The sequence below is a fragment of the Akkermansia sp. BCRC 18949 genome (genome assembly GCF_045011645.1).
In the GTDB taxonomy this organism is placed as follows: Bacteria; Verrucomicrobiota; Verrucomicrobiia; order Verrucomicrobiales; family Akkermansiaceae; genus Akkermansia; species Akkermansia massiliensis.
Map to the genome: position 1 here is coordinate 2786624 of NZ_CP123619.1, position 23201 is coordinate 2809824.

A 23201-nucleotide genomic window follows, 5' to 3' on the forward strand; every position below is an offset into this window, starting at 1 on the left:
ACCAATCAACCCAGCATCCGGGTTTTCAGGATGCAAACCCATAACATCTCCGCCACAGCAGCCCATGTCAAAGCGACTCTACTTCGGGAATATCAAGGAAGTCATCGAACCTCCGAACCTTATTGAGATTCAACTTCAATCATACTTCGATTTTCTACAACAGGACACCCCGGCCGCGGCCAGGAAAAACATCGGGTTACACGGCGTTCTGAAGGAAATCTTTCCTATCAAGAGCTATGACGAAAACATTGAGCTCGACTTCGTCTCCTACGACATCGAACAGCCGAAGATGAGCGATTACGAGGCTATCCGCGCCGGGGAAACCTACAGCGCCGCCCTCCAGGTCACCTTCAAGCTCAAGTCCGACAACGAATCCAAGGAAGAAACGGTCTACATGGGTGAACTCCCCATGATGACCAACCGCGGCACCTTTGTAATCAACGGCGCCGAACGCGTCATCGTGTCCCAGCTCCACCGTTCTCCGGGCATCTGCTTTGAAAGCGCCCAGCACCTGAACGGCAAACTGCTCCACTCCTTCCGCATCATTCCGGACCGCGGCTCCTGGCTGGAAGTCCAGTTTGACACCAACGACCTGCTCTACGTCTACCTTGACCGCCGCCGCCGCCGCCGCAAGTTCCTTGCGACGACGTTCATGCGTTATCTGGGCTTCAAGACGGACCGCGATATCGTCAGCCAGTTCTACGACATCCGCACGCTTCCCCTGAGCGAAGACATGACGGAGGAAGACCTGCACAACCTCGTGGCCGTGGACACGATCAAGGACAAGGACCTCGTTCTTGCCAAGGCTTTCGAACAGCTCAACATGGGCGTGGTTCGCCAGCTCCTCCAGTTCGGCATCAAGGAAATCGACGTCATCGACCAGAGCGAGGACGACGTGCTGATCAAGACCCTGAAGAAGGATCCCGCCCATGACGAGGAATCCGCCCTCAAGGAAATCTACAAGCGCCTCCGTCCCGGCGATCCCGCCACGGCCGCCCAGGCCCGCACCCTGCTCAAGAGGCTCTTTGACGATCCCAAGAAATACGACCTCACCCGCGTGGGCCGCTACAAGATCAACCAGAAGCTCGGTCTGGACACCAGCCTGGACCAGCGCCTGATGACGGCAGAAGACTTCCTGGCCGCCCTCAAGTACCTCCTGCGCCTCAAGAAGGGCGAAGGCATGGTGGACGACATCGACCACCTGGGCAGCCGCCGCGTGCGCGCCGTGGGCGAACTCATGGCCAACCAGTGCCGCGTGGGCCTCGCCCGCACGGAACGCCTGGTGAAGGAACGCATGACCCTCATTGACCAGAACATTGAAGGCGTGACGCCCAGCAAGCTCATCAACCCGAAGGCCCTCAGCGCCGTCGTGCGCGACTTCTTCGGACGTTCCCAGCTCTCCCAGTTCATGGACCAGATCAACCCCCTTGCGGAACTGACGCACAAGCGCCGCCTCTCCGCCCTGGGGCCCGGCGGCCTGAACCGCGACCGCGCCGGATTCGAAGTGCGAGACGTGCATCCCTCCCACTACGGCCGTATCTGCCCGATTGAAACGCCGGAAGGCCCCAACATCGGTCTGATCAACTCCATGTGCACCTACGCCCGCATCAATGAATTCGGATTCATTGAAACGCCCTACCGCAAGGTGGAAAACGGCCGGGTCACCAACACCATCGAATACGTCACCGCCGACCAGGAGGAAGGCTACCTCATCGCCCAGGCCAACAACCCGCTGGACGAACAGGGCAACTTCACCACCTCCCGCGTGACCGCCCGCGAAAAGGGCGAGTTCATTGAAGTGGACCCGGCGGACGTGCACTACATGGACGTGTCTCCCAAGCAGCTCGTCTCCATCGCCGCAGGCCTCATTCCCTTCCTGGAACACGATGACGCCAACCGCGCCCTGATGGGCTCCAACATGCAGCGCCAGGGCGTGCCTCTCATGGTGGCGGAATCCCCGTACGTGGGAACCGGCATTGAAGGCAAGTGCGCCAGGGACTCCCGTTCCGTCGTTCTGGCGGAAGCGGACGGCATCGTGGCTTCCGCCACGGCTGAAGTCATTATCACCACGAAGGACGGGGAATTGCCCGTGCGTCCGGAAGTCTTCCTGTCCGATCCGGACAGCGTGCGCACGGACCGCGACAACGGCGTATACGTCTATCCCCTGCGCAAGTTCATGCGTTCCAATGCCGGAACCTGCATCAACCAGCGTCCGATCGTGCGCCGCGGCGACAAGATCAAGACCGGCGACGTGCTGGCGGACGGCCCGAACACGGACCAGGGCGAACTGGCCCTCGGCCGCAACGTGCTGGTGGCATATATGCCGTGGAACGGTTACAACTTCGAAGACGCCATCGTCATCTCCGAAAAAACCGTGAAGGAAGACACCTTCACCTCCATCCATATCTCCGAGTTTGAAGTGCAGGCCCGCGACACCAAGCTGGGCCCGGAAGAAATCACCCGCGACATTCCGAACGCCGGTGATGAAGCCCTGAAAAACCTGGACCATGACGGCGTCATCCGCATCGGCGCGGAAGTGAAGCCCGGCGACATCCTCGTCGGTAAAATCACTCCCAAGTCTGAAACGGAACTGGCTCCGGAAGAACGCCTGCTGCGCGCCATCTTCGGTGAAAAGGCTGCGGAAGTGAAAGACACCTCCCTCCGCGTCCCCTCCGGCTGCACCGGCATCGTGATGGACGTTCGCATCTCTTCCACGGGCTCCGGCCACCACCGCGGCGACCTCGTCGTGGACAGCGCGGAAAAGAAAAAGCAGTTCAAGAAGATCAATGACGAGCACAAGAAGAAGAAGGAACAGCTCATTGACCAGCTGACCAAGAAGCTCTCCGACATTCTTCTGGGTGAAAAGATCCCGCTGGACGTGGTCAACGAGCAGACCGGTGAAATCATCATCCCGGCCAACCGCAAGATCACCAAGACCCTGCTGCGCAAGCTGGCCCTGGTGCACGACCACATCGAAATCGAACCCAGCCCGATCCGCAACAAGATCCTGGAAATCATCACCTCCTTCGAAGGCCGCTTCACGGAGCTGGACGACGAACGCGAACACAGGCTGGACCAGATGGAATCCGGGGACGAATCCGAACCCGGCGGACTGAAGGAAGTCAAGGTGTACATCGCCGCCAAGCGCAAGCTCGGCGTGGGCGACAAGATGGCCGGCCGCCACGGCAACAAGGGCGTCGTCGCCAAGATCGTCCCGGAACAGGACATGCCCTTCCTCGCGGACGGCACTCCGGTGGACATCGTGCTGAACCCGTTGGGCGTGCCTTCCCGAATGAACGTGGGCCAGGTGCTTGAAGCCCACCTTGGCATTGCTGCCAGGGCCCTCGGCTTCAAGGTGGCTACCCCGGTGTTCGACGGCATCAGTGAAGAAACCATCTGGAACTACATGTCCGAAGCCAAGAAGGTGGACGGATTCACCTGGATCGGTGACGGCAAGGACGGCACCGTGGGCGGCAAGAGCACCCTCTATGACGGCCTGACCGGCGAACCCTTCCACAACCCGGTGGTGGTAGGCCAGACCTACATGCTCAAGCTGAACCACCTGGTGGCGGACAAGATCCACGCCCGCGCCGTGGGTCCGTACAGCCTGGTCACGCAGCAGCCCCTGGGCGGCAAGGCCCAGTACGGCGGCCAGCGTTTCGGGGAAATGGAAGTGTGGGCGCTGGAAGCCTATGGCGCCGCCTACACCCTCCAGGAGCTTCTCACCGTCAAGTCCGACGACGTGCAGGGCCGCACCCGCATTTACGAATCCATCGTGAAGGGTGACAATACGCTGGAAGCCGGAACTCCGGAATCCTTCAACGTTCTGATGAAGGAAATGCAGTCCCTGGGCCTGAACGTGCGCCCCGGCAGCAAGGATGAACAACCCTCCCTGCAGCTCGGCGATACGGACCTCACTCCCGTGGACGGCATGACGGAAGGCTTTGACAGCGACGACATGGCCGGCCTGGCGGACGTCGACTTCTCCGACCTCAAATTCTAATATCCACCGTATTCCACTCCCGTGCCGCAAGACGCGGGAGTGGGCATCAAACATTCTTCAAAACTTTTAATATATGTCTGATACCCCCACCATCAGGGAAATGCACGGTCTGAGCGACAAGCCCCGGACCTTTGACCAGGTTGCCATCACCGTGGCGGACCCGGATACCATCCGCAGCTGGTCCTTCGGTGAAGTCGTCAACCCGGAAACCATCAACTACCGCACGTTCAAGCCGGAAAAAGGCGGCCTGTTCTGCGAACGCATCTTCGGGCCCACCCGCGACATGGAATGCGCCTGCGGCAAGTACAAGCGCATCAAGCATAAGGGCATCACCTGCGACCGCTGCGGCGTGGAAGTAACCAACGCGCGCGTGCGCCGCGAACGAATGGGCCATATTGAACTGGCCGTTCCGGTTTCCCATATCTGGTTTTACAAATGCATGCCCAGCCGCATTGGCCTTATGCTGGACATGACAGCCCGCCATTTGGAACGCGTGATTTACTATGAAGACTACATCGTGGTAGATCCCGGCAGTACCCCTCTGGAAAAGGGGGCCATCCTGACGGAAGAAGAATTCCGCAATGCGGAAGACGAATACGGCTATGACAGCTTTGAAGCCGGCATGGGCGCGGAAGCCATCCAGAAAATGCTGGCGGCCATTGATCTGCCCACCCTCGTCGCGGATCTTCAGGAACAGCTGGACAATACCAACTCCAAACAGAACAAACGCAAGATTGCCAAGCGTCTGAAACTGGCCCAGGGGTTCCTTCAGTCCAACACACGCCCGGAATGGATGATTTTGAACGTTCTGCCCGTCATTCCTCCGGACCTGCGCCCGCTGGTTCCTCTGGAAGGCGGCCGTTTCGCAACGTCCGACCTGAATGACCTGTACCGCCGCGTCATCAACCGCAACAACCGCCTGAAAACCCTCCTGAGCCTCAAAACTCCGGAAGTCATCATCCGTAATGAAAAACGCATGCTTCAGGAAGCCGTGGATGCCCTGTTTGACAACGGCCGCCACGGCCGTGCCGTCACCGGCGCCGGCAACCGCCCCCTCAAATCCCTCTCCGACATGCTGAAGGGCAAGGGAGGCCGTTTCCGCCAGAACCTGCTCGGCAAGCGCGTGGACTACTCCGGCCGCTCCGTTATCGTCATCGGCCCGGAATTGAAACTCAACCAGTGCGGTCTTCCCAAGAAGATGGCGCTCATTCTGTTTGAACCCTTCATCATCCACCGTCTGAAAGAGCTGGGTTACGTGCACACGGTGCGCTCCGCCAAGAAGCTCATTGACCGCAAGACGCCGGAAGTGTGGGATATTCTGGAAGAAGTGACCAAGGGCCACCCGGTCATGCTCAACCGCGCGCCCACCCTGCACCGCCTCTCCATCCAGGCTTTTGAACCGGTTCTGATTGAAGGTTCCGCCATCCGTCTGCACCCGCTCGTCTGTAATGCGTACAACGCGGACTTCGACGGCGACCAGATGGCTGTGCACGTGCCTCTGTCCGTGGAAGCGCAGATGGAAGCCCGGCAGCTCATGCTGGCGCCCAATAATATTTTCTCCCCTGCTTCCGGCAAACCCATTGCCACACCCACGCAGGACATTATTCTGGGCGCGTACTTCCTGACGCACACCCGTGCTGCGGAAGTACAGAACAATCAGGATAATCATCACCATCTTCCCCTCTTCGAATCCATTGACGAGGTGGAATACGCCATTGCCGCCCGCAAAATCGGCTACCATGACTGGATCCGCCTGCACAACCCGGACTACGGCAAAAAGCCTTCCGAAGTAGTGTATGGGGATGTCACCAAGAAGGTTATCATCACTACTGCCGGACGCGTGCGTTTCAATGAAATCTGGCCCCGGGAACTCGGTTATATTAACCGCAACGTAGGCAAGAAACAGATGGGCGACATCATCTGGCGCTGCTACCAGACCGTCGGCAAGGAACGTACCGTGCAGACTCTGGACGCCCTGAAAAACCTGGGCTTCAAGGAAGCAACCCGTTCCGGCTGCTCCATCGGCATCGTGGACATGGTGGTTCCCTCCCAGAAAAAGACGGAAATTGAAAAAGCCTATGCGGAGCTGGACAAGGTGACCCGCCAGTATAAGAACGGTATTATCACGGATGGGGAACGCTACCAGAAGGTGGTGGACATCTGGACCCAGACTACGGATGTCATCCAGGCGGCTCTGTACCGCAAGCTGGAACACAACGAAGGCTCCAAGATGGCCAGCCCGCTCTTCATGATGGTGGACTCCGGAGCCCGAGGCAACAAGGCGCAGATCAAGCAGCTCTCCGGCATGCGCGGTTTGATGGCGAAACCCAGCGGCGAAATTATCGAACGCCCCATCACGGCCAACTTCCGTGAAGGCCTTTCCGTGCTGGAATACTTCATCTCCACCCACGGCGCCCGCAAGGGTCTGGCAGACACCGCGCTGAAAACGGCGGACTCCGGCTACATGACCCGCAAACTCGTGGACGTGGCCCAGGATGTCATCGTCCATGCGGAAGATTGCGGCACCAGCAACGGCATCACCGTTCACGCCATCTATGACGGCGACGAAGAAGTGGCGTCCCTTGCCTCCCGTATCTACGGCCGGACTTCCTGCGAACGCATCGTTGACCCCGTCAGCGGCGAGGTTATCGTAGACATCAACGACCTCATTAACGAAAAGCAGGCGGAACAACTGGAAAAAATCGGCATTGAACGGCTGAAAATCCGCTCCGTACTCACCTGCGAACTCAAAAAGGGCTGCTGTGCCAAGTGCTACGGCCTGAACCTGGCCACCGGACAGGAAGTGAAGATCGGGGAAGCGGTCGGCATTATTGCCGCCCAGTCCATCGGCGAACCCGGCACGCAGCTCACCATGCGTACGTTCCACGTGGGCGGAACGGCTACCACGGCGTTCAAGCAGCCCATCGTGAAAGCCAAGAACGACGGCCGCGTTATCTACACGGAAGATCTCCGCACGGTGGAAAACGCAGACGGTAACTTCGTCGTCCTGAATAAAAACTGCTCCGTCCGCATCGAAAACGAACAGGGCCGCGAACTGGAATCCTACCAGCCCGTCATCGGCACCATCCTGTACGTGCCCAACGGCGGCACTATCAAGAAGGATGAAACCCTCGCCACCTGGGATCCGTACAATGTGCCCGTGATTGCAGAAAAGGGCGGCATCGTCGAATTCAAGGATATGATCGTCGGCATCACCGTTTCCAAGGAAACGGACCGGGAAACCGGTGCCTCCTCCCTTGTCGTGATGGAACACAAGCAGGAACTTCACCCGCAGGTGGTCATCCGCGATGCCAAGACCCGCGAAGTTCTGGCTCATCATGCCATTCCCGCAGGCGCCAACCTCACCGTGAAGGACGGAGAAACCATCTCCGCCGGCACAATGGTGGCCAAGACGCCCCGCAAGGTAGCCAAGACGAAGGACATCACCGGCGGTCTGCCCCGCGTGGCGGAATTGTTCGAAGCCCGCAAGCCCAAGGACGCCTGCACCATTGCACGCGTGGAAGGCATTGTGCGCCTCAGTAGCAAGAATACCTCCCGCGGCAAGAAGGTCATTACCATTGAAACACCCACGGGCGAACTGGTGGACCATCTGGTTCCGATGAACAAGCACGTTATCGTTCATGAAGACGACCATGTGCATCTGGGCGACCAGCTTACGGAAGGCCCCGTCTCTCCGGAAGAAATTCTGGATGTCTGCGGCAAGGAACGCCTTCAGGAACACCTCGTCAACGAAGTTCAGGAAGTGTACCGCCTCCAGGGTGTGGAAATCAACGACAAGCATGTGGAAATCATCGTGCGCCAGATGCTTCGCAAGGTAGTCATCACGGAACCCGGCAATACCGAATTCCTGTGGGGAGACCAGGTGGACAAGACTACGTTCGACCGCATCAATGAACAAACCGTAGCCCAGGGAGGCCAACCGGCCGCAGCCAAGCCCGTTCTGCTCGGCATCACGAAGGCCTCCCTGGAAACGGAATCCTTCATTTCCGCGGCATCCTTCCAGGATACCACGCGCGTTCTGACGGAAGCATCCACCCTCGGCAAGACCGATACGCTGGAAGGCTTCAAGGAAAACGTCATCATGGGCCACCTCATTCCCGCCGGCACCGGATTCTCCCGTTACAGCAAGATTGAAGTGGAACCCGCAGAGGGCGCAGAAGAAATCGCGTCGGCCAGCGAAGAAGAGGAAGCGGCGGAACTTGCCGAAGACATGTTGAACGATACCATCAACTTCGACAACGAACGCTAACCTGTTCTCTCCACCCACACTTCAAGGGCCGCTCCCCGTTTCCGGGGGGCGGTCTTTTTTATGTCTTCTCCGCGTTATTTCACGAAAAGAGGAAAAGCGGATTGAAAATTCGGCGATGATTCCAATATTGGCCCATGCAATATAAAATTTGATATTTTATATTCAAAATGAAAGTCTTATAGTATACCTCCCTTGCTTCAAGGGGGGAGGTAAATGAAAAGGTGAAAATCCCATTTTAGAAATTTAAAAAATCATAATGCACTTACAGTAAAAGTATGAGAATCCGGGAACTGGTATTTTCAACTTGACATCGAATTTTCAATCCGTTATATACATAAAAAATTAACATCTAATATTTTTATAATGCGTCTCCATCTGCCTATTACCCTGCTGGCGGCTGTTCTGGCTTGTTACACCAGTGTTTCCCTGGCCGTCCCAACATCTGAATCCCCCGCATGGGGAGCGAACTCCACCTTTAATAACAATGAGCCCGCCAATGAGTATTCAGTTACTGGGAGCCAATCCGTCAACCTTGATGTAAATTCAGGAAACAACAATTATTCCACAGGACTTTATATCGGAGCAGGCTCCTCGTTTACCATTAATCAGAATACGAACGGCGCCTGTACCATCAATTTGAACGGGGCATTTGCCGGAGAAGGAAATTTGACGCTGGTAGCGGCTAACGGCAATGCCGGCTATGCCTCCAAGTTTGTGCTTGGTTCCCAGGAAAGCAGTTTTTCCGGGAACATTATCCTTTCCCAGAAGGGGACGCAGCCCGGCGGGGCCATTCTCCAGATTACGGGAACGGCTCTCGCCAACGCAACGGTAGATTTGTCAGGCTCAATCAATCAAAGTTCCAGCGCCCTGACGTTGCAAATTTCCAATGCCGCCTCTCTGGCCGGTTTAAATGATGCTGACGGCTTCGGCGGAACACATAAAGGACGCGTCCAGTCGGCTAATTCCTCCAGAGCGAATCTTACCCTGACGGGCAACGGAAATTACACGTATGGGGGAAGTATCGGGGCAACCACGCAGCATTCCGGAGTAAACGGCAACACTACTCCCACGGGAGGAATAAATCTGATTATGGCCGGAACAGGCACGCAAAACCTGACGGGAACCGTCATCAACGCGAATATTACGGCCCAAGGTGGCACCTTGAAAATCAACAATTCTTCCCTGGCCTATTCCGGAATAATCATCATGGCGGGAGGAACGCTGGATTTCACCTCCGCCACTCTGGGGGCAAATTCCGTTCTGAACATGAACGGCACCGGCATATTGAAAAACGCAGCAATTGACGGAGCCAAGCTAACCTATACGGAATCCGGTTCCTCCTTTACCAAGGAAAATGTAACTTTCACTTCAGGCACCATTGACATCGGCGGCGCGCTTGACAGCCTGGTAGAGGGAGAGCAGGGATACACGTTTGATTTAGGGAACAACCTTGGTACGAATTTTACCGTATTGGGCTTAGAGACAGGGCAATATAGAATAGAAGGCAGCGTGCTGACGATAGAAGACGAGGCGATATCCCGTGTGACGTGGGTATCTGCGGGAGCGGGAGGGACATTGGAAAAAACGGTCAAGAATGCCTTTACGCTGGCTCTTGGGGAGGGAAGTGCGGCCAACGTCAGCCTGGGCTATCTGAACGGTACGCTGACGACGAGCGGGGACAAAGTCTATCAAATCACCAACACCGGCGGAACCAAAATCAACCTGTCCGGGGTATACAACAGCGGGGCGACGCTGCCGTCCGGCAACCTCAACTACCAGGGGGACATCTGGATGGACATCAACGGAGGAGCATTCGGCATCATCGCCGGAGGTGTCACCAATGAATGGAGCACCAAACTCCAGACCAGCACGCTGACGGGAGACACCCATGTGCAGCTTTCCGGAAACGCCACGGCGGAACACGTCATCGGCGGGAACAACAAGGGAGCGTCTACAACATTAACGGGAAACACCAACGTTACCGTCAAGGATAACGCCATCGTGGCGGGAGCCATCATCGGCGGGAGCACCTCCGCCCACAACGCCGTCACCACCATCACGGGCAACACGAGCGTGCTGGTAACCAATGTCCAATATTCCAACACGGCCCAGAACCTGGATGGGGGACTCTCCAACTCATACATCATCGGAGGAAGCTCCTGGTCAAGCAATACCACTTCCGGAACAACGATTCAAGGCAGCACGTCGGCTACAATCAACCTGAACGGAATCACGCTTTCCGGAACAGAGGAACACAACAGCTTCGTCAAAACAATCATTGGCGGCAGTTATGGCAATGTAAACAACGCCGGAACGGTCAACAACATCAACGGAGACACCTCCGTTTCCATCATCGGCAGGGAAGGAATCACCTTCACGGGGGACATCATTGGGGGTTCCTTTGAAAATTCAGGCCAGGCCCAATACACGATTGGAGGAAATTCCTCCATCTCCATTAGCGGAGGCTCCACCTTCACCGGCAACATCTACGGTGGCTCCTACTCCAAAGTGCCAGGAAACACAGGCAGCACCATGACCACTGCAGGCAATATCACGGTAGAACTCGGAACAGGCGCCTACCTGGGAGACATCTACGGGGCGGGCAACTGTGGCACGGCAGGAGGCGACGTCCTCGTCTCGCTGACGGGAGGAAGCGTCTTTGGGGCGGAAGGGGAACAAAGCGGCATCACCATCGGCGGAAGCGCCGGAGCGGCGGTCGAAGGAAACAGGACGCTGGAACTCAAGGGAACCTTTGGAACCGGGGACTTCCAAAACGTCACCTTCACCCGGTTTGATGAAATCAATATCGCGCAGGAAGGAGCCTCGGCCACCATCTACGCGCTGACCGACAGCCCGGCCCTGACCAAAACGGGAGCGGGAACCCTGACACTCGGGGCGGACGCGGCAGGAGCGGAAACCATCCTTGACGGAACCACGGAAGGAATCACCATCTCGGAAGGCAGCCTGAACCTCTCCGGCGCCGGCGGCAGCCATATGAAAGGAACGTGGAACATCGCCTCCGGCTCCCGTCTCACCGGAGTCAGCGGAACCGTAACCGTAGGAGAAGGAGGCCTGGACGGACTGACCATCGCCCTGGGAACGGAAAACATCGGCCAGGACACGCAGGCGTCTGGCGCCGTCATCAGCAACGGCAGCGGAACGGGAAGCGACCCGAACCTGTCCATAAAGGGGGAAGGGCTGACGCTGGACCTGAGCAACGACGCCGTCGTCAACCTTCTGCTGGACCACAAAACCGACGACTCCTCCAGCTACCTGACCCTGACCAGCGGAACGCTGACCGTCGGCGACCTGGGCGACATCGCCTTCACGACCGACCTTCTGTCCAACTACGGCATCCGGGTCACCGGAACGGACGGAGGAAGCCTGGTGCTCAGCGGAGCGGCCACCGGCCTCTACCGCGTGCAGGAGGAAGGAGGAAACGCCCATGAAGTCAACTCCTATCAAACGCTCTCCGGCTACGCCGGCGTCGTCATCGGCGGCGGCCAGACCCTGACGGTCAACCTGGCCGGAGCCCCGGGCGAATCCGACGGACAGGGAGCTAAAATCAACAACCTGATGGGAGCCACGGGCAGCAGCCTAGTCGTCAACAACACCGGAGACGGCACGGCCGTCGTCATCCTCAACAACAAACAAATGACGACGGGAGAAGACGATATCGACCCGGCCGGCCAGGACACCGTCATGGGCGGCAGCATCACGGGAGGCAACAACGTCGCCTTCATCAAGGAAGGAACCGGGACGCTGACGGTCGGAGGAACGATGGACGTGGAAACCCTCGCCCTGCGTGAAGGAAACATCGTCCTCAACGGCGCGTCAAACACCCTGGACACCCTCACTCTGGAAGGAGGCGGCCTGACCATCAACGGCAACGCCGAAGTCGGAACCATCACCGGCACGGAAGCCGGAGGCTCCCTGACCATCCAGGGAACTCTCAACCTGACTGGAACAGGCGAAATAAACGACGGCTCCATCACCGGAACCGGCACCCTCCGCATCCAGGAAGGAGCGGAACTGGCCCTGGGCGGAGAAGCCCGGCTGGACGGAACCTCAGTCACCGCCGACGGCACGCTGACCCTCACCGGAACGGAATCCGGCACCATCAGCAGCCTCTCCGGCAGCGGCACCCTGTCCATGAACGGAGGCCGCCTCTCCATCTCCTCGGCAACAACCTCCTCCGGAACCTTCTCCGGCACGCTGGCAGGCAGCGGCACCCTGGACATCTCCGGGCAAGCCACCCAATACCTGCAAACCGGCAATAAGGACTACGACCTCGCCGTCCGTGACGGAGGCGTCCTGGTCCTGAAAGGCGCCGCGGACGCCCCCACGCTGAACTACAACAGCATCACCGCCGGAAACAACGGCACCCTGCGTATTGAAGCCACCGGGGACGCCCAGGGCAGCGCCAACACCACGCTCAACGTGGAAAACATCACCTTCCAGAACGGCTCCACGACGGAACTGATCTACAACTTCAACCAGGACGCCCCCTTTGGCGCCCCCATGCTGACGGCGGGCACCATCACCGTGCAGGACGGAGCCGGCTTCCTCCTCTCCAACATGGAAGGAAACGCCGCCATGAACGCGGGGAGCGACCTCCATGACGTCGTCCTGATGAGCGCTACCGGCAGCATCAGCGGCCTGGAAGACGGGCAGAGCCTCGCCGCCCGGATATCCGGCCTCTTCGCCGTCTACTACCAGGACGCCACACTGAGCCGCGACGGAAACGACATCCTGCTCAATGCCACACTCCGGCAGGAAAACCTCTTCGCCTCCGCGGCCGACACGTGGAACTCCGCCGCCGGAGCCGGCCTGCTCTGGGAAGCCCGCAAAAACCTGGACCCCGACTCCCAGCTGGCCCAATTCATGAACGGCGTCAGCACCATGATTACGGGAGATAATCCCGACTTGGCGGGGGCATCCAGGGCTTTGGCAGCAGTGGCTGGGAGCACGGTCAACGCGCTGGGGACGGCACAGAGGGACGCCCTGCGCGACCAGATGGGCTGGATCAGGAACCGGACCACCCTCATGGGCGTCAACCCGGCCTACGTCAACGACGACCTCCCCCGCTTCCACATGTGGATGGAAGGCACGGGCTCCTACGCCAAACTCGACACCCGTGGCGATGAAAGCGGCTACCAGCTCACCACCTGGGGAGGCACCGTGGGCATGGACGCGGACCTCAGCGACCGCCTCACGGTGGGAGCGGCCTTCACGGCCGGCTACGGCGACCTGACGGCCAGCGCGGCGGACAGCGCCGACGGGCACCTGGACAGCTACTACGCCAGCCTCTTCGGGCGCTATCAGAACAAACGCTGGGCGCACACGCTCATCCTGACGGGAGGATGGAACGACGCGAAACTCAACCGTACGGTCAACTACGGGGAAGGAAGCTACGGGACGCAGGGAAGCACCAGCGGGTGGGGCTTTGGAGCGATGTACGAACTCACCTGCGACGTGTACCTCGACGAAAACCGCAGCAGCGTGCTGCAGCCGCTGTTCAACGCCTCGGTGGTGACGACGCGGATGGACGGCTATGAGGAAACGGGAGCGGGCAACGCGGGCCTGAACGTCGGCCGGCAGGACTGGACGACGGGGACGCTGGCGCTGGGCGGCCGTTGGATGGGTCTGATAGGCAGCAACATCTTCGGCCGGGAATCGCTGGCGGAAATCCGGGTCAACGCGGCGCAGGACCTGGGAGACCGGAGAGGGGAAACGAACGTCTCCCTGCTGGGCAACCCCGGCTTCGCGCAAAGCGTGAGAGGGGCGAAAACGGGAACGACGGCGCTGCAGCTGGGAGCCGGACTGAGCGTGCCTGTAGGAACGAAGGGAACCATCTACGTGAACGGGAACGCGGACATCCGTGACGGGTCCAGCTCGGTCAACGGAAGCGTCGGCTACCGCTACGACTTCTAAAAGAAAGAAAACCCAAGGAGAAGGCACCCCACCTACCCCCGAAAAGCCTTCCTCCTGGCCCTCCAGAGCCGCTCCGGAACAACTCCGGAACGGCTCTGAGTTTTTGTTTATCGGAAGATTATTCCTTTGACCTGTTTCCAAAAAGGACGATTAATTCAAATGACGTTTTACAAGAACAAACGGCCAAGATATCAACATTTCTGTTGCGGAAACCATTGTATCCGGCAGATGATCAATTAGGAAACAATTTCTCATTCATTTCCAGAGGAAACCTGCTCTGTAAAAAAATTCCAAAAACAAAGATAACATCCGAATGAAGAACAAAAACATCCCGGCCTCTCTATTTGGAAGAATAAATCTGAAGCATGGCGAAAAACAATTTTCCGGGCAGTTTTTCTTTCCATAGCCGGGAATACTCGATTCCCGGTACATTGCATTCTGTTATCCCCCTCCAGTAAAAATAAAAAAGACGGCCTCCATGCGGAGACCATCCTATGATTAATTTGTCTGCCGGCAGGATGCCTTAAGACCGGCGACGGCGCACCATCAGGGCGGCCAGTCCCAGCAGTCCCAGAGAAGCCGTGGCAGGTTCCGGCACTGAAGCCAATTCTCCCGTCATGGAAGCCGTGAATATAGAATCATTACCCCTTCCCTGATTTGACTCAACGAATACATAAACGTTTTCAGAAGTCAGTTTGTTTCCGGAAAGATCTGCCGTCACAGTAATCGTGCCGGACGTCGCCTGCGACTCTACCGCCTGCCAGCCATTTTCCGTCTGGTAGGCCAGATAAACCCGATAAGTGCCGCCGGTGGAGGTAGCCAAATCCACTGTGAATGTCAGAGAAGAAAAAGCATCAGCAGAATACCCCGCAGCATCCAGGGAAACTTTGAGGCCTACGCCGGAACCGCCATATCCCTGCCTATTGGTATAGGTCACCGTTACAGAACCGTCTTCGTTCCCAACAGCGCTTTTAAAATAACTTGAGGTTTCAGAAGATGTATTGGCTTTAGATCCGCACCATCCGGAAGAATTCGCCAACCACTCATTCAAGTGATTCGCCATGGCGGAAGGATCGCCACGGTAGGCTTGGAAGGAAGAATTAACATCGCTTCCTGAATCATACCCTGACAGATCAATCTGGACGGTTGCGGCCGTTGCGGAAAGAGCGGCAGCCCCCAGCAATACAATTGTGGTTCCCAGTATTTTTTTCATCGTTTACTAATGTTAGTAACTATAAAACGGAGATAGCGGATTTTGAATCCGAATTTATCGATAAAATATTTATTGTTAAAAAATTACAATAAATAATATATCAAAAATTATAGATAGAATATCGGTAAGAACAAAATACTGATTTCTATAATTTTCTTACCACCAATTTTTTTTATTGATACCGGATTCAAAATCCTATTTGTTGAAGAATCAACGTCTCCCATCCGATCCGATTTTTCAAGACAGACGGGGTCATTAACAAATTCAAAACAGTTGTGCTGACGTTTCCCCTGTAAACAAATCGAAGTCCGTTAAAAAAGAATCCGCGGATTCCACTGGCACCAACAAACCCGTTAACATTGCAAATACCGGTATCAAGAAGAATGACGCCGCTATGAACGGCGCATTCCTTCCGCAACCTCAGGGAATGAATGCCGCTGCCGGTCCGCAGGATGCTCTGCTCTTTCGGCCATCCTGGCCGTGAAGCCGAAACGGCAGGCATCATTCATTGTCCATGAAATAGGCCTGCAAAATACAAATGATATGCAGGACAATAGGAACGAGTGCAAAGATGAACCAATACAGGAGGCCGTAAGCCGCACCTACCACCAGGAACCAGAGAATGGCCTGGACAAAGTGGCCCTTGTACAACTGGCCGAGGCCGGGAATAAATAGGCTTAAAATGGCTGCTAAAAAAGATTTCATATGCTGGCTGGGTAAGAAATGGCCGCACGGGAAAAGGTTCGCGTGCCTGTACCAGTTGAGAGCCTTCCTTCTTCCCTCACGTTCAATCTCCCGGCGCAGCCCCTGTCATGAATGACGGTTTTCCCGGAGCGAATGAAGCCGACGCGGCAGGGAACGGGAGGCAGTCATGTTCAAGTCTTGACCGCCGCATGGGCTATGTTACCCTCCCCGCGCACAGGGCACTCACGTTAGAAGGGTAGAGACCACCATGTCCATTGAACTGACTCGCAATTTCTCCATTATCGCTCACATCGACCACGGAAAGACCACCCTTTCCGACCGGCTGCTGGAAAAGACGAATACCATTTCCGAACGGGAGAAGCAGGATCAGCTTCTGGACGCCATGGACCTGGAGCGGGAAAAGGGCATCACCATCAAGTCCCACCCCGTTACCATTTTCTACAAGGCCGGGGACGGAAAGACTTACAAGCTCAATCTGCTGGATACGCCGGGCCATGTGGATTTCTCCTATGAAGTGTCCCGTTCCCTGGCGGCATGCGAGGGAGCCCTTCTTATTGTGGACGCAGCCCAGGGAGTGGAAGCCCAGACACTTGCCAACATGCACCTGGCCATGGATCTGAACCTGGCCATTATCCCCGTCATCAATAAGATTGACCTTCCCAGCGCCAACCTGCCCAAAGTGTACCGCCAGCTGGAGGACATCGTCTGCATCCCCCATGAGGAAGCCATCCATGCCTCCGCCAAGATGGGCATCGGCATTGACGATATTCTGGAAGCCGTTGTTCAGCGCATCCCTCCGCCTAAAACGGAGCAGGACGGCCTTCTGCGCGCCCTGGTGTTCGATTCCGTTTACGACGCCTACCGCGGCGTAGTCTCCTATGTGCGCGTCATTTCCGGCAGCGTGCACCGCGGCATGAAAGTCAAACTTTTCGCAACGGACGAAGTGTATGAAGTGAAGGAAGTGGGTATCTTCACCCCCAAAATGACCCGAACGGATTCCCTGGAAGCCGGCGACGTAGGCTACATCATCGCCAACATGAAATCCGCGGCGGATGTCAAGATCGGGGACACGTATACGGATTACATGCGCCCCTGCCCATCCCCCCTGCCCGGTTTCAAGGAAATCCGCCCCATGGTCTTTTCCGGCATTTATCCGGTGGATTCCTCCGATTTTGAAGCCCTGAAAGCGGCCATGGCGAAGCTTCAGATTAATGACGCCGCTTTCTCCTTCCAGGCGGAATCTTCCGTAGCTCTGGGCTTCGGGTTCCGTTGCGGCTTCCTTGGCCTGCTCCATATGGAAATCATCCAGGAGCGTCTGCGCCGGGAATTCAACATGGATATCATCTCCACCTACCCCTCCGTGATTTATGAGGTCACCAAGACCAATGGAGAGGAAATCAATGTGGACAATCCCAGCCTGCTCCCGGAACCGCAGGAAATTCAGGAAATCCGGGAACCTATCGTCAAGGTGTTCATTATGCTTCCTGGGGAATACATCGGGGATATCATGCAGCTTGTCCTGGAAAAACGCGGCAGCGTGGACAATACGGAGACCATTGACGATATGCGCGTAATGCTCACCTGCACCGTTCCTCTGGCGGAAATTCTGGTGGATTTCAACGACAAGCTCAAATCCATGACGCGAGGCTACGGCTCCATGGATTATGAATACGCCGGCTATCAGGCCGCCAAGCTCATTAAAATGGACATGCTCATCGCCGGGGAACCGGTGGATGCCTTCTCCATGATTGTTCACCAGGACAAGGCAGCCTCCCGCGGCAGGGAACTGGCGGAACGCCTGAAAAACGTCATTCCCCGCCAGCTCTTCACCGTCGCCATTCAGGCCTGCATTGGCGGAAAAATCATTGCCCGGGAAAGCATCTCCCCCATGCGCAAGGACGTGACGGCCAAATGCTACGGCGGGGACGTCACCCGCAAGCGCAAACTTCTGGAAAAGCAGAAGGAAGGCAAAAAGCGCATGAAGGCCATCGGAAAAATCAACATTCCGCAGGAAGCGTTCATCAAGGTGCTGAAAACGGGGGATTAACCCATTTTCTTTCCACAGGGCCGCTAAACGGGTGCTTTCCCTCTTCCTCCCGGTTTTATATCAGTTCTCCGTTTGAACATGGAGAGACTGTTTTCCCGGGGTTCTCTCGGCCTGTGTTTTGGCGAGCATTCATGCCCCTGCCAGCGGGGAGGATGAGGTCAGGATGGGTATTTACGAGCAGATCTTTCTTTTTGACGGCAAAACAACCGGAGACGTCACGCGCGTGGTAACACGCCGTCAGCAAATTATCGCCATACGGAACCGGAAGCAGAAGGAACAGGACGCCAAGAAACACTGAAACCGCCGCAGTCGTTGAACAATTCCCGGTTGCGCATTTTTTCCTGTTATGCTATCAGGTCAGTCATGAGTCTGCCAAGGCTGTCCATGCTCTTTCTTGCTTCCGCCGCCCTCTGCTCCTGCGTAGGGACCTCTCCGGAACAGGAAGAACCGAAGGTAAAAAAAAGCCTTTCGGAATACATGCAGGACAATAAGGCCAATTCCATCGCCAATGTTCCGACGGGGCTGTTGAGCACTACTCCGAATCAGCAACAGGCCACCCATCTTACCGCCACCACACAGGAGGAAATGACCAAGGCAGACAGTGGGGCCATCTATTACACGGACGCTCATGACCCGGACGCCCCCATCCCCGGGCTGGAAGAGGCTTTCGCCCAGCGTAAGGAAAACGAACGCTGGATTCAAAGCTATCCCACCGCCCTCCGGGAAGCCCAGAGTTCCGGAAAACCCATTCTCATCTGGTTCCACCATTCCGTGGGCAGCCCTCCCAGCAAAAAACTTGGAACCGAACTTCTCCATACGAAGGAATTTGAAGACTGGGCAAAAAAGAATGTCGTCCGCGTCTGTTACGACCAGGCGGAAAAATTTGAAAGCGAACCTGTTTACAGGAAGCGCCAGAAGATGCTGGAGTATGTGAAAAAGGCTCCCTCCCTGTTTGGCGTGAGAGGAACGCCCGTGCTTCTGGTCATGTCTCCGGACGGCTCCAAAGTGGATACGCTGCGCGGTTACTACACCGGACAAAACGCCCTTTACTTTGACCAGATCAAGAACAGCGTCAAACTGGCGAAGCAACAATATGAAGAGTTTAAAAAAACGCTGATTCCCAAAGGCTACCGGGTCTGGACAGGAGTCAACGGAAATACCGTCTTCGCCAAGCTTTCCCGTTATTCGGAAAAGACCCAGACCCTCTGGCTTCAGGAGCTGGACGGACACCAGAGCAGAACATCCCTGAAAAGGCTCAGCCTTGAAGACAGAACATGGCTCCTGGAACAGAAAGAATCCCATGAAAACAACGGTCGGAACAAGCGCTCCGGCCCACGTGGCACCTGAACGGCTTTTCCCCTGCCGTCCGGCTGCGGAACGGTTTATTCATGGGCTTCCGCTCCATCCCCATTTTTGTATTGAAATATGAAACTGATGTTTTATTTTTCCTAAAACTCTCTTCCAGCATTTTTTCTTTCGGGGATGTGGTCTTTTCCGTACCGGCAGGAATGCCCTTGCGGACAAATTCCGCCGCTTCCCCCTCTCCAACCATTGCCTGTTTAATTCATGATTTTAACAATGAACCGTCATGCCGCCATCGCCCTGATGCTTGCGGCCTGTCCCCTGTCCGCTTCCGCGGACCAGCCTCAAAAGCAGACGCCGGACCAGCGCCCCAACATCGTGGTCATTGTCACCGACGACCATTCCTACCAGACCCTGGGCACCTGTGAAAAGGATTCTCCCATGCCTTATCCAAACTTCCGCAAACTGGCGGACGAAGGCATGGTCTTTGACCGGAGCTACTGCGCCAACTCCCTGTGCGGACCTTCGCGGGCTTGTATTTACACTGGCCGCCACTCCCATATGAACGGGTACCTCTTCAACGAACATGCGGCTCCCTTTGACGGTTCCCAGCCCACTTTCCCGAAAATGCTCCAAAAGGCCGGTTACCAGACAGCCATTGTCGGCAAGTGGCACCTGGAAGCCATTCCGCCGGGCGCCAAGGGAGATACGTCCAAATATGAATCCGACCCCACCGGATTCGATTACTGGGAAATTTTCCCCGGCCAGGGCAACTATTTCAATCCGGATTTCATCACTCCCGGCAAGGACGGCAAACGCGTGGTGAAAACGGAACCCGGCTATGCCACGGAACTGGTCACGCAAAAAAGCCTCAAATGGCTGGACCAGAGGGACAAGGACAAACCCTTCATGCTCGTCGTGGGCCACAAGGCACCCCACCGTTGCTGGTGCCCCTCCATTCAGAATCTGGGCCGCGCCAAACAGTATGCGGACGCCATTGACCCGCCCGCCAATCTGGAAGACGATTTTGCAGACCGCCCGGAATTCCTGAAAATGACGGAACAAACCCTGCTCAACCATTTCAACGTATGGTCTGACGAGCACCTGATCAAGGAGGTGGTCCCGGAAGACATCCAGAAAATGCTTTCCTGCCCGGAATCCAAGACCCTGCATACTCAGTATGACTGGGAAATGCCGGAATGGGTGCGCATGGACCCGCAGCAGAAGGAAGCCTGGTACAACTATCACAAGGCCCGTACTGTACAGCTTGTCAAAGATATTAAAAACGGGAAAATCAAAACGCAGCGCGACATTTTGCTGCGCCGCTGGCGCCATTATATGGAAGACTATCTGGGCACCGTTCTTTCCGTGGACGAAAGCGTCGGCCAGATCATGGACTATCTGAAACAGAACGGCCTGGACAGGAATACGCTGGTGCTCTACTGCGGAGACCAGGGATTCTACATGGGCGAACACGGCCTGTACGACAAGCGCTGGATTTTTGAAGAATCCTTCCGCATGCCCCTCATCATGAGATGGCCGGGCCACATCAGGCCGGGCGTGCGCTCCTCCGCCATGGTGCAGGAACTGGATTATGCTCCCACTTTCTGCGACGTAGCCGGGGTAAATACCAAGGAAAATATGAATACCTTCCAGGGCCGCAGCCTCACTCCCCTGTTCAAGACCGGAGAACATCAGGATTTCAAAAACCGTTCTCTTTACTACGCTTTTTACGAAAATCCGGGTGAACACAACGCTCCGCGCCATGACGGCCTGCGCACGGACCGCTACACGCTGTCCTATATCTGGACCAGCGACGAATGGATGCTTTTTGACAACCAGAAGGACCCGGCCCAAATGCACAACGTCATCAACAAACCGGAATATGCGGAAACCGTGAAGGAGCTGAAGGAACTGTACGGCAAGCTCCGCAAGGACTGCCAGGTGCCGGAAGGCTTCCCGGGAGCCACGGGCAAGCTGGCCGTCAAGCCGCAGTGGGACTGCGCACCCGCCAAAGACTGAGAACTTCCACGCCCCGGTTCCTTTTGAAAGAACGCTTTCCGGGTCCAACCCGGACGGCGGCGGAACGGAATCCGTACATCCTCCCAAACAACAACCATCACCAAACATCATCACATGAAAGCATTAATGCTAGCGGCCGCGTTCCTGGGCTCCCTCTGCTGGGCCGGAACCAATCCCTACAACATCATTCCGGAACCCGTCAAAGTGACGGCGGCCTCCGGCACCACCAAAAACCTCAAAATCCTGAACGAACAGAAGGTCGCCGGGCTGGGAAACGAGGGCTACACCATGAAGCTGACGCCCGGCGGCGTGGAGCTCCGCTACAGCACGCCCAACGGGAAAGCCATGGCCATGGCTACCCTTCTCCAGCTTCAGGACCAGCTCTCGGACACGCCGGAGGGCCTCCCCTGCGGCAGCATCCAGGACTCCCCGGACTTTGGCTGGCGCGGCATGATGGTGGACGTGGGCCGCTACCACTACCCGATGAAGGAGCTCTACAACTTCGTGGACGCCATGCACTACTACAAGTACAACGTCCTGCACCTCCACCTGACGGAAGACCAGGGCTGGCGCCTCCCCGTGCCGGGCTACGACAAGCTCCGCACGATTGGAGCGGTCCGCCCTTCCGCTCCGGAAGGCCAGAACAACTCCCTGCTGGCCAATGAAGGCATGTACTCCAAGAAGGAACTCCAGGACCTGGTGGCCTACTGCAAGGCGCGCGGCATCCAGGTGCTGCCGGAAGTGGAAATGCCGGGCCACAACATGGCCCTGGCCGCATCCTACCCCGAATTCTGCTGCAACACCAAGCGGGCCCAGGTATGGACGCACGGCGGCGTTTCCTCCAAGCTGATCTGCCCGCAGAAACCGGGCACCAAGAAATTCCTCAAGGACACCTTTGACACCGTCAACCAGATATTCCCCTTCTCGTACGTCCACATCGGCGGGGACGAATGCCCCATGGGCGACTGGAAGAAGTGCCCGGACTGCCAGGCCGCGCGCGCCAAGAAGGGCCAGGGGGACGACGTGGAAGCCCAGATGAGCGACTTCACGAAGAGCCTTGGAGCCATGCTTGCCAAGAACAAGAAAAAGCCCATCCTGTGGTACGACATCAACAAAGGCTACTACCACAAGGGGGAAACCGTCATGTCCTGGCTGCCGGGAGAATTCCCCCGCTGCATTGACAAGACGAAGGAACAGGGCATCGACCTCATCGTCACTCCCCAGTACAAGTACTACCTGGCCCGCACCCAGATGAAATTCCCGGCGGACGACGTGCGCGCCCGGCCCGGCGGCGGCCCCATCCTGCTGAAAGACTGCTACAACTTCGACCCCCGCAACGGGCGTGACAAGAACGACGTCAAGCACATCAAGGGCATCAACCTCTGCATGTGGGCGGAATGGATTCCCTCCGGGGAACTGCTGATGTACATGACCTATCCGCGCGCCATGGCGGTCTCTGAAACCGCTTGGGGCAGCCATAAGGACCGCCCCAGCCTGGAAGACTTTGAAAAGAAGATGGAAACCCATAAGAAGCGCTTCCAGAAGCGCTTCGGCTACACCCTGGAACGCACGGTGGAAAACAAACCCTACCGGGAATCCTCCATCACCCAGGAAGAAATAGACCGCATCAACGCGAACTATAAGAAGGGCCAGCAGGACGCGGGCAAATAACCTTTTCCAGCCTCTCGCCACCATCTGATTCCTT

Annotated in this window: 10 protein-coding genes; 8 read left to right on the forward strand and 2 right to left on the reverse strand. The window is 56.8% G+C overall.

Annotated features, from left to right (window positions below):
- Positions 1-64: 64 nt before the first annotated feature.
- The 3 genes from rpoB to P8A25_RS11745 all read left to right on the forward strand — a co-directional run bounded on the left by rpoB (position 65) and on the right by P8A25_RS11745 (position 14207).
- Positions 65-4003, forward strand: a complete 3939-nt coding sequence (gene rpoB / locus P8A25_RS11735) for a DNA-directed RNA polymerase subunit beta (RefSeq protein ID WP_102727664.1) — start codon at positions 65-67, stop codon at positions 4001-4003.
- Between the two features lie 73 nt (positions 4004-4076).
- Positions 4077-8273: a DNA-directed RNA polymerase subunit beta' gene (gene rpoC / locus P8A25_RS11740; RefSeq protein ID WP_102739820.1), complete on the forward strand. Its 4197-nt coding sequence runs from the start codon at positions 4077-4079 to the stop codon at positions 8271-8273.
- A gap of 363 nt (positions 8274-8636) precedes the next feature.
- Complete coding sequence (locus tag P8A25_RS11745) at positions 8637-14207, forward strand: autotransporter domain-containing protein (RefSeq protein ID WP_404838707.1); 5571 nt, start codon at positions 8637-8639, stop codon at positions 14205-14207.
- Positions 14208-14730: 523 nt separating this feature from the next.
- Here the strand turns inward: P8A25_RS11745 and P8A25_RS11750 are convergent.
- Positions 14731-15420 (reverse strand): PEP-CTERM sorting domain-containing protein, encoded by a 690-nt coding sequence (locus tag P8A25_RS11750; protein ID WP_123051842.1) that lies wholly within the window; start codon positions 15418-15420, stop codon positions 14731-14733.
- A gap of 501 nt (positions 15421-15921) precedes the next feature.
- Positions 15922-16125 carry a hypothetical protein gene (locus P8A25_RS11755; RefSeq protein ID WP_022197112.1) on the reverse strand — a complete coding sequence of 68 codons (204 nt, stop codon included), beginning with the start codon at positions 16123-16125 and terminating at the stop codon, positions 15922-15924.
- A 247-nt stretch (positions 16126-16372) separates the two neighbouring features.
- On the opposite strand from P8A25_RS11755, the gene lepA reads away from it, so the two are divergent.
- The 5 genes from lepA (at position 16373) to P8A25_RS11780 (ending at position 23167) form a co-directional block, all read left to right on the forward strand.
- A complete protein-coding gene (gene lepA / locus P8A25_RS11760; protein WP_102744340.1) occupies positions 16373-18172 on the forward strand; it encodes a translation elongation factor 4 in 1800 nt (599 codons plus the stop codon).
- 118 nt (positions 18173-18290) lie between these two features.
- A complete protein-coding gene (locus tag P8A25_RS11765; protein WP_102747550.1) occupies positions 18291-18470 on the forward strand; it encodes a hypothetical protein in 180 nt (59 codons plus the stop codon).
- 65 nt (positions 18471-18535) lie between these two features.
- Entirely contained in the window at positions 18536-19519 is a 984-nt protein-coding gene (locus tag P8A25_RS11770; RefSeq protein WP_022197460.1) for a thioredoxin family protein, read from the forward strand.
- A 231-nt stretch (positions 19520-19750) separates the two neighbouring features.
- Positions 19751-21496 (forward strand): sulfatase, encoded by a 1746-nt coding sequence (locus P8A25_RS11775; protein ID WP_102749284.1) that lies wholly within the window; start codon positions 19751-19753, stop codon positions 21494-21496.
- A gap of 114 nt (positions 21497-21610) precedes the next feature.
- A complete protein-coding gene (locus tag P8A25_RS11780; RefSeq protein WP_102727658.1) occupies positions 21611-23167 on the forward strand; it encodes a beta-N-acetylhexosaminidase in 1557 nt (518 codons plus the stop codon).
- Positions 23168-23201: the final 34 nt, after the last annotated feature.

Bases quoted from the DNA above. Each gene is read 5' to 3' on its own strand.
- P8A25_RS11770 (WP_022197460.1), top strand. From the start codon at position 18,536: ATGAGTCTGCCAAGGCTGTCCATGCTCTTTCTTGCTTCCGCCGCCCTC.
- rpoC (WP_102739820.1), top strand. From the start codon at position 4,077: ATGTCTGATACCCCCACCATCAGGGAAATGCACGGTCTGAGCGACAAG.
- P8A25_RS11745 (WP_404838707.1), top strand. From the start codon at position 8,637: ATGCGTCTCCATCTGCCTATTACCCTGCTGGCGGCTGTTCTGGCTTGT.
- P8A25_RS11780 (WP_102727658.1), top strand. From the start codon at position 21,611: ATGAAAGCATTAATGCTAGCGGCCGCGTTCCTGGGCTCCCTCTGCTGG.
- rpoB (WP_102727664.1), top strand. From the start codon at position 65: ATGTCAAAGCGACTCTACTTCGGGAATATCAAGGAAGTCATCGAACCT.
- P8A25_RS11775 (WP_102749284.1), top strand. From the start codon at position 19,751: ATGAACCGTCATGCCGCCATCGCCCTGATGCTTGCGGCCTGTCCCCTG.
- P8A25_RS11755 (WP_022197112.1), bottom strand. From the start codon at position 16,125: ATGAAATCTTTTTTAGCAGCCATTTTAAGCCTATTTATTCCCGGCCTC.
- lepA (WP_102744340.1), top strand. From the start codon at position 16,373: ATGTCCATTGAACTGACTCGCAATTTCTCCATTATCGCTCACATCGAC.
- P8A25_RS11750 (WP_123051842.1), bottom strand. From the start codon at position 15,420: ATGAAAAAAATACTGGGAACCACAATTGTATTGCTGGGGGCTGCCGCT.